Below are 20,621 nucleotides of genomic sequence, written 5' to 3' on the forward strand. Positions count from 1 at the left end.
TAAAGATACATTTTCCTATGTAAAAATGTAGGTGTACTAGTGTTTACAGACTATTCTGTTACTTAACTCAGGTGTACTAGTATAGGTGATTCTTTTAGCCTGGATTTTTGTGTGCTACTCTAAGTAGGGCTTGTGTATTATACGTTTATTCCTGACTGATTTTCTATATGAAAGTAATATTTGGAGGAGATTTTGTGTTAAAAATTTTTGCTACTCAATTAAATGGCTTATTTACCAAAATTCGCGATGAGCAAATGGAGGAAATAGAAGATAGTGCCCGCCTGCTGGCCCAAGCCGTTATTGCTGACGGAAAAATTTATGTATATGGCGCTGCTGAAATGGAATCCGTAGCTAGTGAAGCCGTAAATGGTGCTGAGCCTCTCACTCATGCTGCAGCAATGACTACTGCTGATATTGACAGCATCAACAGCGTTGACCGCGTCCTGCTCGTGACCCGCTATTCGACTGACAAAGAAGCATTAGAGATGGCGAAAAAGCTTGCGGATCATGGCATTTCCTTTGTCACGCTATCTACTCACCAGGAATCTGATGAGGAATCGATTACCGACTTGGCTGATGTCTCAATTGATTTGTCTTTACATAAAGGGCTTGTCCCGGCCGACGACGGCAGCAGAATCGGCTATCCCTTTTCAATGGCCGCATTGTACGCTTACTATGGACTGAAGTTTACGATTGATGAGATTTTAGCTGATTACTAAGAGGGTTAGGGTGGCTCCAAGGGGGCTTACTTGACCGGATTTGTTTTTACAGATTGGATCGGGCAAGAATGGACTCTTTTCTTGACCGTTTTCTTTGTTTGCAGACCGGATCGGGAACGAATACCTTGGTTTCTTTACCGTTTCCTTTATTTTCAGACCGAATCGGGAACGAATGCCTTGCTTTCTTTACCGTTTCCTTTGTTTTCAGACTGAATCGGGGACGAATCGGCTTCTTTCTTTACCGTTTTCTTTGTTTACAGTTCGGATCAGGAACGAATCGGCTTCTTTCTTTACCGATTGCATTACTTCCAAACCAAATCGGGCACGAATCCCGTTGTCTCACTATATAAAACAAAAAGCCTTGCATCAAACAAGGCTTTTCCTCTTACTTCTCTTCTCTATATTTCAAAGACGCTCCGATAAAGTCACGGAATAATGGCTGCGGACGGTTTGGTCTTGAGATAAACTCCGGATGGAATTGAGATGCTACGAACCATGGGTGGTCTTTAAGCTCCACGATTTCCACTAAACGTCCGTCAGGGCTTGTCCCCGAGAACACAAAGCCTGCCTTTTCCATTTGCGGGCGGTAATGGTTGTTAAACTCATAGCGGTGGCGGTGGCGCTCGTATACCACTTCATCGTGGTATGCTTCATACGCTTTTGTACCTTCAACAAGCTTACAAGGGTATAATCCAAGGCGAAGTGTTCCGCCAAGATCTTCAATATCCTTTTGCTCCGGCAGCAGGTCAATGATCGCATGCGGTGTTTCAGGATAAATTTCAGAAGAATGCGCTCCTTCTAAATGAAGAACGTTGCGGGCATACTCGATAGATGCCAGCTGCATGCCAAGGCAGATTCCAAAGAATGGACGCTTTTGCTCACGGGCATAACGGATCGCAGAAATTTTCCCCTCGATGCCGCGATCGCCGAATCCACCTGGAACAAGGATTCCGTCCACATGATCTAAAAGCTCTGCTACATTCTCATCATTAACATCTTCTGAGTTAATCCATTTAATATCAATTTTTGAATCAAATGCATAACCAGCGTGCTTCAATGCTTCTACTACAGATAGGTAAGCATCCTGAAGTTCTACATACTTTCCGACAAGACCAATTGTTGTCTTCTTAGAAAGATTACGTACTTTTTCAAGCAGAGCTGTCCACTCTGTCATATCCGCATCACGGCATTCTAATTTCAGATGATTGCAGACGATAGAATCCATTTTTTGCGCCTGAAGAGCTAATGGAATCGATAATAGGTGATCTGCATCCTCACATTCGATAACTGCATTTTTATCAATATCACAGAAAAGAGCAATCTTGTCCTTCATATCCTGTGTCATTGGCATTTCGGTACGAACAACAATGATATTCGGTTGAATACCAAGGCTGCGTAATTCTTTTACGCTGTGCTGTGTTGGCTTTGTCTTCATTTCGCCGGCCGCTTTGATGTATGGCACAAGTGTACAGTGAATGTACATTACATTATCAGAGCCGACATCACTTTTCACCTGACGAATAGCTTCTAAGAAAGGCAGTGACTCGATGTCACCGACTGTACCGCCGATTTCCGTAATTACAACATCTGCATTGGTTTCACGGCCGGAGCGGAACAAGCGCTCTTTGATTTCGTTTGTGATATGAGGAATAACCTGTACGGTTCCTCCTAAATAATCACCGCGGCGCTCTTTCTTTAAGACAGCAGAGTATACTTTCCCTGTTGTGACATTGCTGTATTTGTTTAAATTAATATCGATAAAACGTTCATAATGCCCTAAGTCCAAGTCCGTTTCGGCACCATCATCTGTAACAAACACTTCACCGTGCTGGTATGGACTCATCGTTCCAGGGTCCACGTTAATGTATGGGTCAAATTTTTGAATCGTTACATTGACTCCACGGTTTTTTAATAATCGACCCAATGATGCAGCTGTAATTCCCTTTCCCAGTGACGAAACCACGCCACCTGTAACAAAAATATATTTTGTCATGATTAAAATTCCCCCTCCATAACAGTTTGTACAAATTGTCATCTATTTAAAGACAGTAAATAAGTGAAATATGTTGAATTTCCAGTTAGACTGGCCATTCATAAAAAAAACATACCTATCTTAAACAATAGGCTGCATAAAAAAATATAGCCCGAATACACGGTAAGACAGACTTCCACATCGATACAGGAAGCCTTCGATCATTTATCGGGGGACTGATAAAAAACAAAAACGCTCCTCTTACTTCTTACAAAGTAAGGGAGCGCTACTCTCAAAAAATTATCCGTTCCTCATTGAGGAGCCCAAAAAGTATTCTACAAGTGTACATACAAAAAGTCAATATGAAAATTATTTATCAAGGTCTTCATCGAGATCCTCGTCTAAATCTTCGTCATCCTCATCTAAATCAAAATCATCATCAAGTTCTTCATCTAACTCCAGATCTTCTTCATCCTCATCTAGATCTAAATCATCATCAAGATCATCATCGTCATCATCTAAGTCTAGATCGTCATCATCTTCGTCATCCAAATCATCGTCATCATCTAATAGATCTTCGTCATCATCCAGTTCATCGAAGACATCTTCATCAAATTCATCTAATTCTAGATCGTCCTCATCGACAACCTTCTTAGCCTTTTTCTTCTTCTTCGCCTTTACAGGGTTGACGATTTCTTCCACCACTTGATCCACTGGGTACCATATACGAAGACCCCATTGATTATCTCCAATCGCTAAAAAGCGGCCGTCTATATTTAAATCCGTGTAAAATTGAGCAATTCTCTTTTTCAATTCCTCTTCAGAAAGGCCTGCAATGTTCGCCATCTCTTCCGTTAATTCTTTAAAAGAAATTGCCGCTTTTCGTTCCACCATAATTTCGTACGCAATCTCTATTAAAGACATTTCCATTATTTCTTCTTTTGAGTATTGAGCTAAACTCAAGATCCGCACTTCCTTTCTATCTAATCCCATTCACTGTTGCCATACGTAAAGCCCGTCCATCAGGAAAAATTACCGGACTGGCTACTTTTGAGTTTTATGTAATCGGCTATTTCACAATGAATCGTGCTAGGTTAACGCTAAAATACATATTCTTCATTATAAACAAAATACTGGTGTTTATGCTAGGTCTAGCTGATGATTCTAGCATATTTTTCGCAACTTATTTCTTTGAGGATTGTAATTTTTCCTTAAGCGGCCTCTTCTTAGCAACAGTCTCTGTTTTTGGGCGGTCCCGAAATGCCTTTCGCCCCAATAGAAAGAAATAGATGGAGAATAAAAAGAATGGAATGGCCCCGAGCTGTTGTTTGTATAGATAATACGTACCGGTCAACGCCCCAGCCCAACCAATAATCATAATTATAAACCGCTTCAAGCCGTTCACATCCTGATATCAAATTCGCCCGTCGAATTTGAGTCCGGATTTTTATCGAGCTTGCTCGATAAATTACCCTTAAAAAATCCGAGACATCCGCCGGAGGCTTAACTTCATTCAGCCGGGTTTGAATCCCTACTGAATCGAAGAGCAATTTGCATTCTTTTACCACTTAGAGAAGTGAAGGACTTCTGTACCTGTGCAAGCTTTCGGTACAAAAAACATTTGCTGAATGAAGTTAAAATAGAGTATCCTACATCCTTCCCAATCCAAGGAAATCTCATAAGACTATACTATCATCAATATGTAAAAATGTTGTCAAAACCCGTATTTTTCTCTATTATTCCATAAAAATTCATATAAACGTTAACAACCCGGCACAAAATTTAACACATTAAAGCGCTGGGGGTCAGACCCCCGGCACGCTAATACGGTAAAGCATTGGGGGACTGTCCCCCAATGCTTTAAAGCACTACATGTTTCTGCGGTATTGGCCGCCTACTTCGTAGAGGGCGCGGGTGATTTGGCCGAGGCTGGCGACTTTGACGGTTTCCATTAGTTCGTTGAAGATGTTGCCTCCGCTGACGGCTGTTTCTTTCAGCCTCTCTAGCGCGGTATCGACTGCTTCTTTATTCTGCTCCTGGAAACTCCTTAAGTTTCGAATCTGCAGTTCCTTTTCTTCCCTCGATGCACGTGCCAGCTGCATATGATCCAATTCTTCCTCCGCAGGCAGGTTCGGATTCAAGTACGTATTCACACCGATAATCGGCAGTGCCCCGGTTGACTTTAACGTTTCATAATACATCGACTGCTCTTGGATCTGCCCGCGCTGGTACTGCGTTTCCATCGCGCCGAGCACGCCGCCCCTGTCATCAATCCGCTCAAACTCCCTCAGAACCGCTTCCTCAACAAGCTCCGTCAGCTCTTCTATCACAAACGAGCCCTGCAGTGGATTTTCGTTTTTCGTTAGGCCATACTCCTTTGTAATGATCATTTGAATCGCCATCGCCCTGCGTACCGATTCCTCCGTCGGCGTTGTAATCGCCTCGTCATAGGCATTCGTATGCAGCGAATTGCAGTTATCCTGTAAAGCCATCAACGCCTGCAGCGTCGTGCGAATATCATTAAAATCAATTTCCTGCGCATGCAGGGACCGCCCCGAGGTCTGAATATGATATTTCAACTTTTGACTTCGCTCGTTTGCCCCGTACTTATCACGCATCACGATCGCCCAAATCCTTCGTGCAACGCGGCCGATTACACAGTATTCCGGATCTAACCCGTTTGAAAAAAAGAACGATAAGTTTGGCGCAAAGTCATCAATCTTCATCCCTCTGCTCAAATAATACTCAACATACGTAAACCCATTCGCCAATGTAAAAGCCAGCTGCGAAATCGGGTTCGCTCCTGCTTCGGCAATATGATAACCCGAAATTGACACCGAATAATAATTGCGGACCTGATGATCAATGAAATACTGCTGAATATCGCCCATCATCCTTAAAGCAAACTCCGTCGAGAAAATACACGTATTCTGCCCCTGGTCCTCTTTTAAAATGTCCGCTTGCACCGTCCCGCGTACCATCTTTAGTGCCGCCGCATTAACCTCGGCATACTCCGCTTCCGTTAACGCCCGGCCAAGCTCCACTTCCTTCCTTTCCACCTGCTGCGCAATCGCTGTGTTCATGAACATCGCCAGGATAATCGGCGCCGGCCCGTTAATGGTCATCGAAACAGAAGTCGCTGGATCACATAAATCAAAGTCGGCATACAGCTTTTTCATGTCATCGAGCGTACAAACGCTGACCCCGCTCTCACCGACCTTGCCAAAAATATCAGGGCGCTCATCAGGGTCCTCTCCGTACAAGGTCACAGAATCGAACGCCGTGCTGAGGCGCTTCGCCTTATCATCCTTTGACAAATAATGAAAACGGCGGTTCGTCCGCTCCGGCGTTCCCTCACCGGCAAACTGTCGCTTCGGGTCCTCTCCTTCCCGTTTAAACGGAAACACGCCTGCCGTATATGGAAACCGACCAGGCACATTTTCACGGTACACCCAGGAAATAATTTCTCCATAATCCCTGTATTTCGGAAGCGCCACCTTCGGAATCAACAAGCCTGACAAGCTCCTCGACTTTAGAACAGTCACGATTTCTTTATCGCGAACCCTTGTCGTGAATTGCTCCCCGTCATACAGCTCCTGTGTATTTTCCCACTGCTCCAGAATCCGCCTCGACTCAAGCGTCAGCCGCTCCAGCACTGACTCCTTAATCCTCTCAAGCTCAGAAACCACTTCATCCTGAGGGCTGCTCTGCTCCTGCACCGCCTGAATCGCACCCTCTAGCTGGAACAGCTTTCGTGCCAAATCAGCCTGCTCTTCGGCCTTCCGTTTATACGACCGCACTGCAGTGGCCGCCTCACGCAAATAGGAGCGCTGCTCATTTGGAATAATCACATACTGCTTCACAACCTTTTCTTTTTTTGAAAAAGAAGTGCGCCAATCCAGGCCCATTTTTTCATTCAAATGCTGAACCAATGCTGCCCACAGCGCATTCGTCCCCGCATCGTTAAACTGACTGGCAATCGTACCGTACACCGGCATCTCCTCAAGGCTCTTTTCAAACAGCATATGGCTGCGCTGATACTGCTTTTGCACCTGAGTTTTGGCATCCTCAGAGCCTTTACGCTCAAATTTATTAATTACGATAAGATCGGCATAATCAATCATATCGATCTTTTCCAGCTGTGAAGGCGCACCGAACTCGCTTGTCATGACATACATCGAGACATCACAAATATCCGTGATGGCTGCATCCCCCTGCCCGATGCCGCTCGTCTCAACGACGATCAGATCATAGCCGGCTGCCTGCACAACCCGGATCGCATCTTGAATCGCCGCTGATAATTCGGATTTTGACTGACGTGTTGCCATGCTTCGCATATAGACCCGCGGTGAAAAAATTGCATTCATCCGGATTCGGTCGCCAAGGAGCGCTCCCCCTGTTTTTTGCTTCGTTGGATCGACGGATAAAACGGCTGCCCTTTTTTCCGGAAAGTCCTGTAAAAAGCGGCGGATCAGCTCATCGGTCAACGTACTTTTTCCCGCGCCGCCTGTTCCTGTAATCCCTAGGACAGGGACATCCTTCGCCAGCGTTTTTATTTTTTCAAAAACCACCTCATCAAGATCCCGCCTGCTGTCAACCCTCTGTTCAGCAAGTGAAATCAACCTCGCAATCGTATTCACCTCACCTGCGGAGATTTTTTCAACTGAAACCTCTGATCCTGCCGAAGACGGTACAACCGGATAATCGCATTCTCTCAGCATTGTATTGATCATGCCCTGCAGCCCATCTCGCCGCCCGTCCTCAGGAGAAAAAATCCGTGCGACGCCGTACGCATGAAGCTCATTTATTTCCCGTGGAATGATCACGCCTCCGCCCCCGCCATAAACCCGAATATGGGAAGCATTTTTTTCCTTTAAAAGATCCACCATGTATTTGAAGTATTCTATATGTCCCCCCTGGTAGGAAGAAACAGCGATCCCTTGGACATCCTCCTGGATCGCTGCATTCACCACTTCCTCAACCGACCGGTTATGCCCTAGATGAACCACCTCTGCTCCGCTCGCCTGGAGAATTCTCCGCATGATATTAATCGAGGCATCATGCCCATCATACAAGCTTGAAGCGGTCACAAACCGAATCTTATTAGTTGGCAGATACATTTCTGGTTTCACAATAAATGCACTCCTTTGTCTTCTCCTTAACCCCTTTGGCCCCCTCTACTAAAAACTCCATCTGCAGCTCAATATACTCTTCAAGTGTGAATAATTTCCGCAGCTCCCAGCGCCTGAACGCCCACATTTGTCCCTGCACGTAAATATTATGGGAATGCATCTTAATTTGATTTTCTGATAAACTGAGCTCGCCGTTTTCCACACAGCGTTCAATCATTTGTTTAAACACATCCACCATTTCCAATTCCTTATGGAGTACATATGGAAGGGCATCCTTTGGCAGCGATTTGACCTCCTGATACATAACAAGTACCTCATCCTGCATCTCATCGACGACCCGGAAGAAGTTCGCAATGGCCTGCTTGAGCTCTTCAAGGGTCGTCTGCGGTTTTGTGTCAAGGATCTCGTACAGTCTCTCCCGTACTTGATCATAAATCCGGTCACAGACAAGATAGAGGACATCCTCTTTTGTCCGAATATACTCATATAAGGTCCCGATGCTAAAACCGGCAGACCTCGCAATTTCCCTAGTCGTTGTCCGGTGAAAGCCTTTTTCGATAAAAAGCTTTACCGCTCCATTAATCATTTGGTCTCTCCGTTTTTGGATAAGACGCTCATCTTTTACTGATGCATGCACCTCTCGTTTTTTCATTGATACCTACCCGCCTGTCTATATAATAGGAAATAAATAGTCTAAAAATTAGAAAAATTAATGAGCCATGCCTCCAAAGATGAACGTGAGTACATAGCTATTTTACGGCTTATAACCTTTCCTGCTTCCTTTTCCTGTACTAAAGAACTGCGCTTTTACTTAGAACATTTTCGATCTTCTCTGTATCTTCTCATTATACAACAAATTGCGTCAGAACATTAAAAACTTTCCGTATTATTCATATTGAAAATTAAATATTTTCATAGCATCCGGGAGATAACGAGACGCTGGATTTCCTGCGTTCCTTCATAAATCTGCGTAATTTTAGCATCCCGCATAAACCGCTCTACCGGATAATCCTTTGTATAGCCATAACCGCCAAATACCTGCACCGCCTCTGTTGTCACCTTCATCGCCGTATCCCCAGCAAACAGCTTTGACATCGCTGACTCCTTTCCGTAGGTTAGACCCTCCGATTCCCGCCACGCTGCCTGATAGGTTAACAGCCGCGCTGCTTCAATGCTTGTTGCCATATCCGCCAGTTTAAAGGAGATTCCTTGCTGGGCTGCGATCGGCTTCCCAAATTGATGGCGCTGCTTTGCATAAGCAACAGCCGCATCCAATGCACCCTGGGCGATTCCTACAGCCTGCGCCGCGATGCCGTTCCGCCCGCCGTCTAAGGTCATCATGGCTATTTTAAAGCCTTCTCCCACCTTACCGAGCACGTTTTCCTTTGGAATTTGACAATCTTGAAAAATAATTTCCGTTGTCGGCGAGGATCGAATGCCAAGCTTCTTTTCCTTTTTTCCAATGGAAAATCCCGGCGCCTCCTTTTCCACAATAAAGGCAGTCGTCCCCTTCTGCTTCGCTGCAGGATCGGTCAAAGCAAATACAACATAAATGTCAGCAATTCCGCCATTGGTGATAAAAATTTTCGAGCCGTTTAAGACATAATGATCGCCCTCAAGCTTTGCTGTCGTCTTCATTGCGCCTGCATCAGATCCGCTTCCAGGTTCAGTTAATCCGTAAGCACCGATTTTTTCACCTAATGCCATCGGCTTGAGGTATTTTTGCTTCTGCGATTCGGTGCCGAATTTATATAGCGGCCACCCAGCAAGGGATGTATGGGCTGATAAGGTAACAGCTGTCGAGGCGCAGACACGGGCTAACTCCTCGACAGCTATACAGTAAGCCAAATAATCGCTGCCGATGCCGCCGTATTCCTCCGGCCATGGGATCCCCATTAAGCCGAGCTCCGCCATTTTATCGATTATGTCACGGTCAAAGCGCTCCTCCTCATCCCGCTCGGCAGCCGTAGGGGCCACCTCGTTCTGAGCAAAATCCCTGACCATCTTTCGAATCATTTCATGCTCTTCAGATAATGTAAAATTCATATTTATACCCCTTTGTTCGTATATACTATAAAGTCCTTTTTTAGAAATACATAGTCTCCAGTTTATAAATGCTTACTGATAACCATCCGCTGAATTTCACTTGTTCCTTCATAGATTTCGGTAATTTTCGCATCGCGGAAATAGCGTTCAACCGGGTACACATCTGTATATCCGTGTTCACCAAGCACTTGAATCGCCTCTGTTGTGACGTAAACGGCGGTTTTCGAAGCAAATAATTTCGCAATCGAGGCTTCTTTTCCGCATGGAAGTCCCTTTTGCTTCAAATCGGCAGCCCGATAGACTAATAGTTTGGCAGCTTCGAGATTGGCGGCCATATCAGCAAGTTTAAACGCAATCCCCTGCCCTTTTTGTGTTTGGTTATTTTTTGAAAAAGTAACAGCTGTCTCAAAGGCAGCTTCGGCTATTCCGAGCGCCTGTGCAGCGATACCGATACGGCCGAATTCTAGATTAGCCAGGGCAATCCGGAAGCCCTCACCATCATTGCCAAGCCGGTTTGCAGCTGGTATTTTCATATTTTCAAAGTGCAGCTGCCTTGTTCGTGAGCCATGAAGTCCCATTTTCTGTTCGTCCTTACCGAAAATCAAACCGGGTGTGTTTTTTTCAACGATAAATGCCGTAATGCCCCTGCTTCTTTGCGCCGGGTCTGTTACAGCAAAGAGGATATAAATATCGGCCTCCCCTCCATTTGTAATAAAAAGCTTGGAGCCATTGATCACATAGTGGTCTCCCGTTTTAACGGCTTTCGTTTTAAGATTCGCTGCATCCGACCCTGCGCCCGCCTCAGTCAGGCAAAAGGCTCCTAAATACTGCCCTGCGGCCAGCTTTGGGACGTAAGCTTGCTTCTGCTCCTCCGTTCCGAAAAGAAGGATCGGATTCGTCCCGACCGAGGTATGGACAGAGAGGATAACCCCAACCGTTGCGCTGACCTTTGAAAGCTCATGAATCGTTACAATATAAGAAGTAAAGTCCCTTTCTTGACCGCCGTATTTCTGCGGAACAGGGATCCCCATGAAGCCGAGCTTCCCCATTTTTTCGAGGATCTCTCGGGGGAACTCCCCCTGCTCCATCCGGGGGATAAAGGGATTTATTTCCTTTTCAGCAAAATCAATGACCTGTTTCCTTATCAGCTTCTGATTTTTTGTAAAAGCCAGGTCCATATGATCCCCACTTTCTGCTGCTTTGTTGACGTTATATTGTTCTCAAGAAGGGTATTTCTTAGTTAAAATGGAATAAAAGGTTAAACTACGGATAAGTGCCCAAAAACCGCGGAAATTTTTTTGAGGGCTGCAGATTGATAGAACCAGTTACTGATTTCCTCCCATTTATAGCGCGGTTAACTATAGAATCTATTCATTTTCCTTTGTTTTAGTTGCTAACCTCCGGGACTTCAGCTAATTTCCTTTCACATCCCCCCAAATCAGCTAATTTTCCTTTAAAAATTACTGCCCCACCTGCCCAAAAACCAAGCCAATCCGCAATAATCCCTGCCCCCTATTTATATTCATAAAACCCTCGGCCTGCTTTTCTGCCAAGCCAGCCTGCTTTTACATATTTTCGCAGCAAGGGGCACGGACGATATTTATCTTCGCCAAGGCCTTCATGGAGGGTCTCCATGATATAGAGGCATGTATCTAGCCCGATGAAATCAGCAAGTGTTAACGGTCCCATTGGGTAATTCATACCAAGCTTCATGACCTCATCAATTGCCTCCCTCGATGCGACACCTTCGTATAAAGCAAACACAGCTTCATTGATCATCGGCATCAGAACTCGGTTTGACACAAAGCCGGGAAAATCATTCACTTCCACCGGTACCTTTTCCAATGTTTTCGTAATGGTCTCAATCGTTTCATATACTTCATCAGCGGTAGCGAGACCGCGGATAATTTCAACTAGCTTCATCACTGGGACAGGATTCATAAAATGCATGCCAATGACCTTTTCCGGACGGTTTGTGGCCGCCGCTATTTCGGTGATTGGGAGCGAGGATGTATTGCTCGCCAGAATCGTATGCTCCGGTGTGATCCTATCAAGCTCGCGGAAGATTTGCGTTTTAATGTTCATATTTTCAACCGCGGCTTCGATGACGAAGTCCACATCCCTCGCATCCTCAAGATTGGTAGACAAGGAAATGAGTGACAGGATTGCTTCCATCTCTTCCGTCTTCATGAGGTTTTTATTTACCTGCCGCAAAAGGTTGATGCGGATGGTGTTCTTTCCTTGTTCTGTCAATTGGAGATTCAGGTCATTCAAAATCACATCATAGCCTGCCTGTGCACACACTTGAGCGATTCCGGAACCCATCTGACCGGCACCAACGACCATTATTTTTTCAACCTTCATTTGACACCTCCATTTTGTAACCTGCTTTAACTTGCAGTTAGACACCATTCAAAATCTTTTATATATAAAAACCTGTTACGGCCGGTATGGCCCGAAAAGAGGGTCAATACCGGCAATGACACAGGCCTATCGCACTTTCCAGCTATCATCACAAAACTGTTTTCAAAGATCGCCATTTAGAGAGCAGCTCCTACTCCCACCCCGGCACCTCAATCATAATCGCATCCCCCTGCCCGCCTCCTGAGCAAATGGCGGCAATGCCAATCCCGCCGCCGCGGCGTTTTAATTCATGCATAAGTGTCACAATGATTCTTGCCCCGCTCGCACCAATCGGGTGGCCGAGGGCGACCGCACCGCCATTGACATTGACTTTTTCCGGATCAAGCCCGGCAATTTTTACAGTAATTAATGACACAGCGGCAAAGGCTTCATTGATTTCAAATAAATCGATATCAGCAGCTGTCTTACCTGTTTTCCTTAGCAATTCATTTATGACCAGTCCCGGGGTTTCCGGGAAAGCCCTTGCTTCAACAGCAATTGCCGCATGGCCTAGAATGACTGCCTCAGGCTGGAGTTTTTCCTTTGCGGCACGTTCCGCACTCATCAAAACAAGTGCAGCAGCTCCATCATTGACGCCTGGTGCATTGCCGGCCGTGATCGTTCCATCCTTGCCAAAAGCAGGCCGGAGCGCAGCCAGTCTTTCGAGTGATGTATCCCGGCGTGGTCCTTCATCCTGAGCAACAACAATCGGATTCCCTTTTTTCTGTGGAATCTCAACTGGAATCATTTCCTGAGCAATAATTCCAGCGTCCATCGCTTTTAATGCCCGCTGATGACTTCGTAAGGCCCACTCATCCTGTTCTTTGCGGCTGATGTCCCAGGAGGTTGCACTTTGATTTCCATACATCCCCATTGGAACGCCGGTAAAACTGCAGGTTAAACCGTCATATGTCATTAAGTCGGTAACCGCTGAATTCCCCATCTTCATCCCAAAACGGGCATCCTGAAGAATATAAGGCGCCTGGCTCATCGACTCCATACCGCCGGCAACAATCACACTTTCATCCCCAGCGCGGATTAATTGATCTGCTAACGTCACACTACGCATACCTGATGCACAAACCTTGTTGATTGTTTCGGTTTTGACATTCCACGGCAAGCCTGCTTTTCTCGCTGCCTGCCGTGACGGGATTTGCCCCTGCCCGCCCTGAAGCACGTTGCCGATGATGACCTCTTCAACCACTAAGGCGGAGAGATTTGCTCTTTTTAACGCTTCCTTTATCGCAATGGAACCTAGATCGGATGCCGACAGACTGCTCAAACTGCCCCCTAATTTGCCAATAGGTGTTCGAACCCCGCTTAAGATCACCGTTTTGTTCATCGCAAACGTCACTCCTTTTTTATAGGAAAACCATAGCATCGTGCCCCAATTGAAATGTCTAAGGAGACTCACACTTTATTTATTAAGTTAAAAATTAATGCTGCCTACACCTTTACTAAATTTTAAAAAGATGGAATGCCTATCATACCAAGATTTAACTGCCTCAACTCCTTATTTTTCAATAACACAAATTCCCTTTTACAACATGTAAGCGTTTTACTTTTATTTTACTATAAAATTAATTGAATAAAAAGAATATTCTAAATTATAAAAGGAGAAGCAACCGCCATCCCTTCCTGTCAATTGCTTCCCAAGAAACTCTATCTAAATGTAGCCTCCCTATATATATTTTTAAGATGCCGCTTCCTGCTTATCGCCAAGAACGGCCCTTTCCAGCAGCTCGGCAACATCATAAGTCTTTACATTATCTTCCACTTCCTTCGCCTTTGTTCCGTCGGTCAACATCGTTAAGCAATAGGGACAGCCGGAGCTGATAATGGAAGGTTTGACCTCCAGCGCCTGCTCGGTCCGAGCGACATTAATGCGCTGGCCAGTTTCCTCTTCCATCCACATCAAGCCGCCGCCCGCGCCGCAGCACATACCGTTTTCTCGGTTCCGCTCCATCTCCACAAGCGTAACACCCGGGATCGCCTTCAGAATTTCCCGCGGTGGATCAAACACTTCGTTATAGCGGCCTAAATAACAGGAATCATGGAACGTGATTTTTTCATTCACCGCATGCTGCGGCTTCAAGCGCCCTTCCTTGACGAGCATGGCCAGCAGTTCCGTATGATGGACGACCTCAGCATTCAAGCCGAAATCTGGATATTCATTTTTAAAAATATTATAGGCATGCGGGTCAATCGTAACGATCTTTTCCACACCGGCCTGTTCAAACTCAGCAATATTACCCGTTGCAAGCTCCTGGAATAAAAATTCATTCCCAATCCGGCGCGGGGTGTCGCCTGAATTTTTTTCCTTATTGCCGAGAATCGCAAACTTCACACCTGCTTCGTTTAACAGCCTTGCAAATGCCAAAGCAATCTTTTGGCTGCGGTTATCGAAGGAACCCATTGAGCCGACCCAGAAAAGATATTCAAATGTTTCACCCGCCTTGGCTAGCTCCTTAACCGTTGGAATCCGAACATCCTCCATTAAACTGCGCCAGTTTTCCTTTTCCCTGCGGTTAAGACCCCAAGGATTTCCCTGGCGCTCAATATTAATCAGCGCACGCTGGGCATCCGAATCCAATTTCCCTTCCGTTAATACTAAATAACGGCGGAGATCAATTATTTTTTCGACATGCTCGTTCATCACCGGACATTGGTCTTCACAATTCCGGCACGTGGTACAAGCCCAGATCTCCTCCTCGGTAATAATCTCGCCGATCAGGCTCGGATGATAAACAGCCGCTGCCCCGTCCGCCCCTCCCTTTGCAGCATCGAGGGCGATTTGATTACCTTGTGTATGACTAAACGCAAATGCCGGCACCCACGGCTTGAGCCTTGTAACCGCAGCCCCATGATTGGTCAGGTGGTCGCGCATTTTCACAATCAAATCCATTGGGGAAAGCATTTTCCCAGTTCCGGTTGCCGGACACATATTCGTACAGCGTCCGCATTCAACACAAGCATATAAATCAATCAATTGATGCTGTGTGAACTCTTCAATTTTCCCAACGCCAAAGGTTTCCTGCGTTTCATCTTCAAAGAGGATCGGGGCTAATTTCCCTGGCTTTTCTAAACGGTTAAAGTAAACATTGGCCGGACCGGCAATTAAATGAGCGTGCTTTGACTGAGGGACATAGACAAGGAATGTGAGCAGGATGAGTAAATGAGCCCACCAGGCAATGTAAAACACAGCAATCGCAGCATTCCCGCCAATTCCGGCTAAAATGGAGGAGATCAAGGACGCAATGGGCTCTGTCCAGGCTGGATCATGCTGCTGCCAGATCATATTCATGCCATTTCCAAGCAGGACGGACAGCATTAATCCAGCTATAAAAATAAGCACTAGACTTGCTTTAAAATTTCTTTTTAAACGAGCCAGTTTTTCAATATAGCGCCGGTAAAAGGCCATTAAAACAGCTACGAGGATCAAGAGCGTGACGATTTCCTGAAAAAAAGTAAAGGCTGGAAAAAGAGGACCTAACGGCAGATGGGCACCGGGCTTAATTCCTTTGATGATAAAATCAATTGCGCCAAATTGAACGAGGATAAAGCCGTAGAAAAAAAGGACGTGCATGATGCCGCTCTTCTTATCCTTTAACAGCTTCTTCTGTCCAAACACATGGACCCATATTTTATTGAGCCGTTCTTTTACATTACGGTCGAACTCTACTTGCCTCCCTAACTTTATATAGTCAATTCTCGTTTTAATTAAATAAACAAACAGGCTGACGGCGTAGGCGGTTACGGCAAGAAAGGCAATCAGATTGACCCATAAAATACCACTCACTTTTTGACCTCCCCCTCTAAAAATTGACACTCTTCTAAATCCGCGAGTGAAAATTCCTTTCTTACTTAAATCATATGAGAAGTCATTCCCGTACATACTAACAAAACAGCAGCTATAAGGCTTGAGGAGGAATGGTATTTGGATATATTTTTAATGATCATTGGAATTCTTTATCTTGTCGCCCTGTTTTTCTTCATTGACTTCTCGTTTGGAAGGAAAATCCATTTAGAGAAGTTAAAGCTGCAGTACTTTCCTGATCGACATAGCGATATCCAAATGTTTACCTCTGGTCCGGAATTATTTGCCGACCTTTTTGCCGAAATAAAAGAAGCACAAAAGCACATCCATATTCTTTTTTATATTGTAAAAAAAGATCGAATCTCCTCCGATTTCCTGTCGTTGTTAAAAAAGAAGGCAGATGATGGTGTCGAAGTCCGCCTTCTGCTTGACTGGGTTGGCAGCTGGAAGGCAAAGCGCAGTATTTCCCGGGAACTGCAGGGATCAAAGGTACAGCTTGTTTTTTGCAAGCCACCCAGACCTCCGTTTTTCTTTTATACCTTCCAGGTACGCAATCATCGTAAAATCACAGTCATCGACGGGAAAATCGGTTATCTTGGCGGCTTTAATATCGGCAAGGAGTATATCAATCTTGATACCAAGCTCAGCCCATGGCGTGATTACCATTTGAAAATCGGCGGGGAGGGAGTTCAGGACCTTCAGCATATGTTCTTAAGGGACTGGGGAGAAGCGGCAAGAGTCCGGCTGACGCAAAACAAGGCCTATTTTCCACGCTTAGAGAAGGGCAAATACCGCCATAAAGTGATTCCATCCGAGGGCTTTTATCTGGAGGATACCTTTTCTGACCTGATTAACAGCGCCAAGCAATGTATTATGATCGGGACTCCTTATTTTATCCCGGGCCGAAAACTCTTTCGCGATCTCCAGTCTGCGGTGAAAAGAGGCGTCAAACTTGAAATCCTCGTTCCTTCCAACCCGGACCATGCGCTGGTGAAGGAGGCTTCTTACCGGTACTTGCGTAAGCTTTTGGCCCTTGGTGCGTCCGTATATCAATATCAAAACGGCTTTTATCATTCGAAAATTCTCATCATCGACAACAAGGTCTGTGACGTCGGGACCGCCAACTTCGATAAACGCAGCTTTTATTTGAATCATGAAATGAACTGCTACATGTATGATACGCACTTTATTGAAGAAATTCGGGGGGTTCTGAAGCAGGATCAGTCGGAAGCCAAGCTGATTTCAAAAAGTGATATCTCCATGCTGAACCCATGGACGTTCTGCAAGGAAATGGTCGCAAGATCGGTTTCGTTTTTTTTGTAGCGAAGTCCCAGCATCAAAAAGCGGGCCGGAGGGACAGGCCCTATTAAGGAGTTATGATTATGAAAATTCGCTTTGGTTATGTGTCCCAATCGATGAGTTTATGGGATGCATCCCCTTCCAAAACAGTCACCTATACGCGCTTTTCACAGCTGCCTGCTGACGATCGTATGGAGAAGCTTTTAACCGTAACGGAAGCGAATCTAACTAATACGGAGAGAATGCTTCACTATAATATCGGCCACCAAATCGGGCTGTACCGATTCTCCAGCTCGATTGTCCCGCTTGCCACCCACCCTGAGGTCCGTTGGGACTTTGTTTCACCATTTCGTGACCGCTGGCGTGGGATCGGTGAACTGGTGAAGGAGCACCGCCTTCGTGTCAGCTTCCATCCCAACCAATTTACGCTGTTCACCTCCCCGCGTGATGATGTGACAAAGAATGCGGTCATAGATATGGAATACCATTATCGGATGCTTGAAGCGATGGGGATTGAAAAAGAAGGCCTCATTAACATTCACATTGGCGGGGCCTATGGCAATAAAGAAGAATCCCTCAAACGATTCCGGGTTAACTTAAAAAGTCTGCCCCTTGATATTAAGAAAATTATGACGCTGGAAAATGACGACAAAACCTATACAACCGATGAAACGTTAAACATATGCCAGCTCGAAGGCGTTGCGAATATATTTGATTATCATCATCATATGGCAAACCAGGGAGAGGCCGCGCTAGAGCAGCTATTGCCGGAGGTATTTTCGACCTGGGAGCAGCGGAATCTCATCCCGAAAATTCATATCTCATCGCCTAAGTCGCCCTCTGCCTTTCGTTCTCATGCCGATTATGTCGATGTGGAATTCCTTCAGCCTTTATTGGAGATTCTTCATTCTATGAAGCAGGATGTTGATTTTATGATCGAAGCAAAAATGAAGGATCTAGCGATGCTGAAGCTTGTCGAGGATATCAGCAAAATTCGCGGGGTTAAACGGATCAGCGGCGGTGCTGTGGAATGGAAATAGAAAAAAAGGCCTCCAACTACTGGAAGCCTTGCCTTTTTATTATTACATCTTCTCCGGAGCAGAAACTCCAATTAAATCCAACGCATTCTTCAACGTAATCTGCACGGCTTTAATTAGTGACAAACGAGCCTTTGTTTTCTCCACTTCTTCTGTATCAAGAACTTTCTCCGCATTATAGAAGCTGTGGAAATTGGATGCTAGTTCATAGATATAGTTGCTGATGCGGTGCGGCATTCTCTTTAATGCAGCTTCCCCTACTGCTTCAGGGAATTCACCAAGCTTTTTCAATACGTCGATTTCCTTTTCCGATTGAATATAGGAAAAATCAGCAGTCTTATGATAATCAAGATTCATCTCCTCCGCTGAGCGCAGGATACTGCAGATTCTTGCATGCGCGTATTGTGCATAATACACTGGATTTTCATTCGATTGTGACACAGCCAAATCAAGGTCAAAATCCATATGTGTATCCGCACTTCTCATCGCAAAGAAGTAGCGCGTTGCGTCAAGGCCGACCTCTTCAACAAGATCTCTCATCGTAACGGCCTTTCCGGTACGCTTACTCATCTTCATTTTCTCGCCATTTTTATATAAATGTACAAGCTGGATAATTTCAACCTCAAGGGTGTCGGCAGAATAACCTAACGCCTGAATTGCTGCCTTCATACGGGGGATATAGCCGTGGTGATCGGCACCCCAAATATTGATCAGCTTTTCAAAGCCTCGCTCAAGCTTGTCTCTGTGATAGGCTATGTCCGGCAGCAAGTACGTATATGAGCCGTCCTGCTTGATTAACACGCGGTCCTTGTCATCGCCGAAATCAGTCGAACGCAGCCATGTTGCGCCGTCCTGCTCGTAAATATAGCCGTTATCTCTTAGTTTTTGCAAAGCATCATCTATTTTTCCATTTTGATATAAGGAAGTTTCCGAGAACCACACATCAAATCCGACGCGGAAGTCCTCTAAATCCTGCTTCAGCTTGGCCATTTCATATTTTAACCCGTATTCGCGGAAATGCTGGAAGCGCTCTTCATCTTCCAACTCGACAAACTTATCGCCGAATTCTTCCGCTAACTTTTTACCAATCCCAATAATGTCCTCGCCATGGTAGCCGTCCTCAGGCATTGGTTTGTCGATACCAAGCGCCTGATGATAACGCGCATCCACTGATAACGCCAGATTGTTAATCTGATTTCCTGCATCATTGATATAATATTCACGTGATACATCGTAGCCTGCTTTTGCTAAAATATTGCAAAGTGAATCCCCTACGGCTGCACCACGGGCATGTCCTAAGTGTAAATCTCCTGTTGGGTTAGCAGACACAAACTCAACCTGAACTTTTTCGTTATTGCCAACAGCCGTTTCGCCATACTTGTCGCCGGCGTCGATAATTGCTGGAATTAGATCCGTTAAATAGCTGTTGTTCATGTAAAAATTAATAAAGCCAGGACCGGCAATTTCAATTTTTTCAATGGAAGCCTTTGATTTATCAAAATTGGCTACAAGCTCTTCGGCAATCATTTTCGGCGCCTTTTTCGCCACTCTTGCCAGCTGCATCGCCATATTCGTTGAATAATCGCCGTTTACCTTATCCTTCGGAATTTCTAGAATAACGTCTGGCAGCTGTTCTTCACTCGCTAAGCCCGCTTTGATAACGGCCGCAGCGACTTCTTGTCTTAGTTTACTTTTTACTTGCTCCACTATGTTCATTCTTTTCATCCTCCTCAAACGTAATCGATAAGTGATATGTACCTGCATGGTTTCCCTGCATCTTTAAATCATAAAATATGTTAATAAGACCTTTTTTTAACCTGTCGTCAAATTCATGGCTGATCCCCTCAGTTGAGGTTTCCATGTCGAGTACCCCGTACGGCGTCTTGTAGCTTCCGATAAGGGTTTTATTCATTTGAAATGGCAGGCGCATGTCAACAGCTCCACTGCGCAAGATAGACCCCTCTTGCTCAGATACCTTGACAACTGTTTTTGCGGACCCCTCTTCCATCACTTCATCATAACGCAGAAAAACAGAGCTCTTCTTTTGAATGTATTGTCCAAATGTGATGAGCTCATACGTTTCTTTTTCCGAATCATTTGTAATTGTTGTATTCACTGTTATTTTAACAGCCATTTGCTCTGTTGGATAGCCGGACACCGAGCGTGCACCTCTTTTCCTCCACATTCCCTGGATTA

16 protein-coding genes are annotated in these 20,621 nt (G+C 45.2%); 4 read left to right on the forward strand and 12 right to left on the reverse strand.

Annotated elements, in window-relative coordinates; all coding sequences use genetic code 11:
* Nucleotides 1-194: 194 nt before the first annotated feature.
* Both R4Z09_RS29905 and R4Z09_RS29910 read left to right on the forward strand, forming a co-directional pair.
* The gene (locus tag R4Z09_RS29905; protein ID WP_338450245.1) at nt 195-719 is read left to right on the forward strand and encodes a DUF2529 domain-containing protein; all 525 of its coding nucleotides are present in this window, start codon (nt 195-197) and stop codon (nt 717-719) included.
* Nucleotides 720-749: 30 nt separating this feature from the next.
* Nucleotides 750-932, forward strand: a complete 183-nt coding sequence (locus R4Z09_RS29910; protein WP_338450246.1) for a hypothetical protein — start codon at nt 750-752, stop codon at nt 930-932.
* A gap of 172 nt (nt 933-1,104) precedes the next feature.
* On the opposite strand, the gene R4Z09_RS29915 is transcribed toward R4Z09_RS29910, so the two are convergent.
* The 10 genes from R4Z09_RS29915 to R4Z09_RS29960 all read right to left on the reverse strand — a co-directional run bounded on the left by R4Z09_RS29915 (nt 1,105) and on the right by R4Z09_RS29960 (nt 16,071).
* Entirely contained in the window at nt 1,105-2,712 is a 1,608-nt protein-coding gene (locus R4Z09_RS29915; protein ID WP_338450247.1) for a CTP synthase, read from the reverse strand.
* Between the two features lie 348 nt (nt 2,713-3,060).
* Nucleotides 3,061-3,654 carry a DNA-directed RNA polymerase subunit delta gene (gene rpoE / locus R4Z09_RS29920; protein ID WP_338450248.1) on the reverse strand — a complete coding sequence of 198 codons (594 nt, stop codon included), beginning with the start codon at nt 3,652-3,654 and terminating at the stop codon, nt 3,061-3,063.
* 220 nt (nt 3,655-3,874) lie between these two features.
* Complete coding sequence (locus R4Z09_RS29925) at nt 3,875-4,087, reverse strand: hypothetical protein (protein ID WP_338450249.1); 213 nt, start codon at nt 4,085-4,087, stop codon at nt 3,875-3,877.
* A 472-nt stretch (nt 4,088-4,559) separates the two neighbouring features.
* Nucleotides 4,560-7,811: a fused isobutyryl-CoA mutase/GTPase IcmF gene (gene icmF, locus R4Z09_RS29930; RefSeq protein ID WP_338453400.1), complete on the reverse strand. Its 3,252-nt coding sequence runs from the start codon at nt 7,809-7,811 to the stop codon at nt 4,560-4,562.
* Complete coding sequence (locus R4Z09_RS29935) at nt 7,795-8,475, reverse strand: TetR/AcrR family transcriptional regulator (protein ID WP_338450250.1); 681 nt, start codon at nt 8,473-8,475, stop codon at nt 7,795-7,797. Before R4Z09_RS29935 ends, icmF begins: the two co-directional genes overlap by 17 nt.
* Before the next feature lie 260 nt (nt 8,476-8,735).
* Nucleotides 8,736-9,869 carry an acyl-CoA dehydrogenase gene (locus R4Z09_RS29940; protein WP_338450251.1) on the reverse strand — a complete coding sequence of 378 codons (1,134 nt, stop codon included), beginning with the start codon at nt 9,867-9,869 and terminating at the stop codon, nt 8,736-8,738.
* Between the two features lie 62 nt (nt 9,870-9,931).
* The gene (locus R4Z09_RS29945) at nt 9,932-11,047 is read right to left on the reverse strand and encodes an acyl-CoA dehydrogenase (protein WP_338450252.1); all 1,116 of its coding nucleotides are present in this window, start codon (nt 11,045-11,047) and stop codon (nt 9,932-9,934) included.
* A 334-nt stretch (nt 11,048-11,381) separates the two neighbouring features.
* Nucleotides 11,382-12,233, reverse strand: coding sequence for a 3-hydroxybutyryl-CoA dehydrogenase (locus tag R4Z09_RS29950; RefSeq protein WP_338450253.1), 852 nt, complete (start codon nt 12,231-12,233; stop codon nt 11,382-11,384).
* A gap of 190 nt (nt 12,234-12,423) precedes the next feature.
* The gene (locus tag R4Z09_RS29955; protein ID WP_338450254.1) at nt 12,424-13,614 is read right to left on the reverse strand and encodes an acetyl-CoA C-acetyltransferase; all 1,191 of its coding nucleotides are present in this window, start codon (nt 13,612-13,614) and stop codon (nt 12,424-12,426) included.
* A 351-nt stretch (nt 13,615-13,965) separates the two neighbouring features.
* On the reverse strand, nt 13,966-16,071 hold the full coding sequence (locus tag R4Z09_RS29960; protein WP_338450255.1) for a (Fe-S)-binding protein: 2,106 nt from the start codon (nt 16,069-16,071) through the stop codon (nt 13,966-13,968).
* Between the two features lie 138 nt (nt 16,072-16,209).
* Here R4Z09_RS29960 and cls point away from each other — a divergent pair, with 138 nt between their 5' ends.
* Together cls and uvsE are read left to right on the forward strand one after the other, a co-directional pair.
* Nucleotides 16,210-17,412, forward strand: a complete 1,203-nt coding sequence (gene cls / locus R4Z09_RS29965) for a cardiolipin synthase (RefSeq protein ID WP_338450256.1) — start codon at nt 16,210-16,212, stop codon at nt 17,410-17,412.
* A gap of 59 nt (nt 17,413-17,471) precedes the next feature.
* On the forward strand, nt 17,472-18,428 hold the full coding sequence (gene uvsE / locus R4Z09_RS29970) for a UV DNA damage repair endonuclease UvsE (protein ID WP_338450257.1): 957 nt from the start codon (nt 17,472-17,474) through the stop codon (nt 18,426-18,428).
* 42 nt (nt 18,429-18,470) lie between these two features.
* Here the strand turns inward: uvsE and argS are convergent, their stop codons facing one another.
* Both argS and R4Z09_RS29980 read right to left on the reverse strand, forming a co-directional pair.
* The gene (gene argS / locus R4Z09_RS29975; protein WP_338450258.1) at nt 18,471-20,141 is read right to left on the reverse strand and encodes an arginine--tRNA ligase; all 1,671 of its coding nucleotides are present in this window, start codon (nt 20,139-20,141) and stop codon (nt 18,471-18,473) included.
* Complete coding sequence (locus R4Z09_RS29980) at nt 20,113-20,610, reverse strand: DUF1934 domain-containing protein (protein WP_338450259.1); 498 nt, start codon at nt 20,608-20,610, stop codon at nt 20,113-20,115. The genes argS and R4Z09_RS29980 overlap by 29 nt, the downstream gene beginning before the upstream one ends.
* Nucleotides 20,611-20,621 lie beyond the last annotated feature (11 nt).

Source organism: Niallia oryzisoli, from assembly GCF_036670025.1.
In the GTDB taxonomy this organism is placed as follows: Bacteria; Bacillota; Bacilli; order Bacillales; family Cytobacillaceae; genus Bacillus_BD; species Bacillus_BD oryzisoli.

Bases quoted from the DNA above. Each gene is read 5' to 3' on its own strand.
- uvsE (WP_338450257.1), top strand. From the start codon at position 17,472: ATGAAAATTCGCTTTGGTTATGTGTCCCAATCGATGAGTTTATGGGAT.
- R4Z09_RS29940 (WP_338450251.1), bottom strand. From the start codon at position 9,869: ATGAATTTTACATTATCTGAAGAGCATGAAATGATTCGAAAGATGGTC.
- R4Z09_RS29935 (WP_338450250.1), bottom strand. From the start codon at position 8,475: ATGAAAAAACGAGAGGTGCATGCATCAGTAAAAGATGAGCGTCTTATC.
- R4Z09_RS29955 (WP_338450254.1), bottom strand. From the start codon at position 13,614: ATGAACAAAACGGTGATCTTAAGCGGGGTTCGAACACCTATTGGCAAA.
- R4Z09_RS29945 (WP_338450252.1), bottom strand. From the start codon at position 11,047: ATGGACCTGGCTTTTACAAAAAATCAGAAGCTGATAAGGAAACAGGTC.
- R4Z09_RS29980 (WP_338450259.1), bottom strand. From the start codon at position 20,610: ATGTGGAGGAAAAGAGGTGCACGCTCGGTGTCCGGCTATCCAACAGAG.
- argS (WP_338450258.1), bottom strand. From the start codon at position 20,141: ATGAACATAGTGGAGCAAGTAAAAAGTAAACTAAGACAAGAAGTCGCT.
- R4Z09_RS29915 (WP_338450247.1), bottom strand. From the start codon at position 2,712: ATGACAAAATATATTTTTGTTACAGGTGGCGTGGTTTCGTCACTGGGA.
- icmF (WP_338453400.1), bottom strand. From the start codon at position 7,811: ATGTATCTGCCAACTAATAAGATTCGGTTTGTGACCGCTTCAAGCTTG.
- R4Z09_RS29950 (WP_338450253.1), bottom strand. From the start codon at position 12,233: ATGAAGGTTGAAAAAATAATGGTCGTTGGTGCCGGTCAGATGGGTTCC.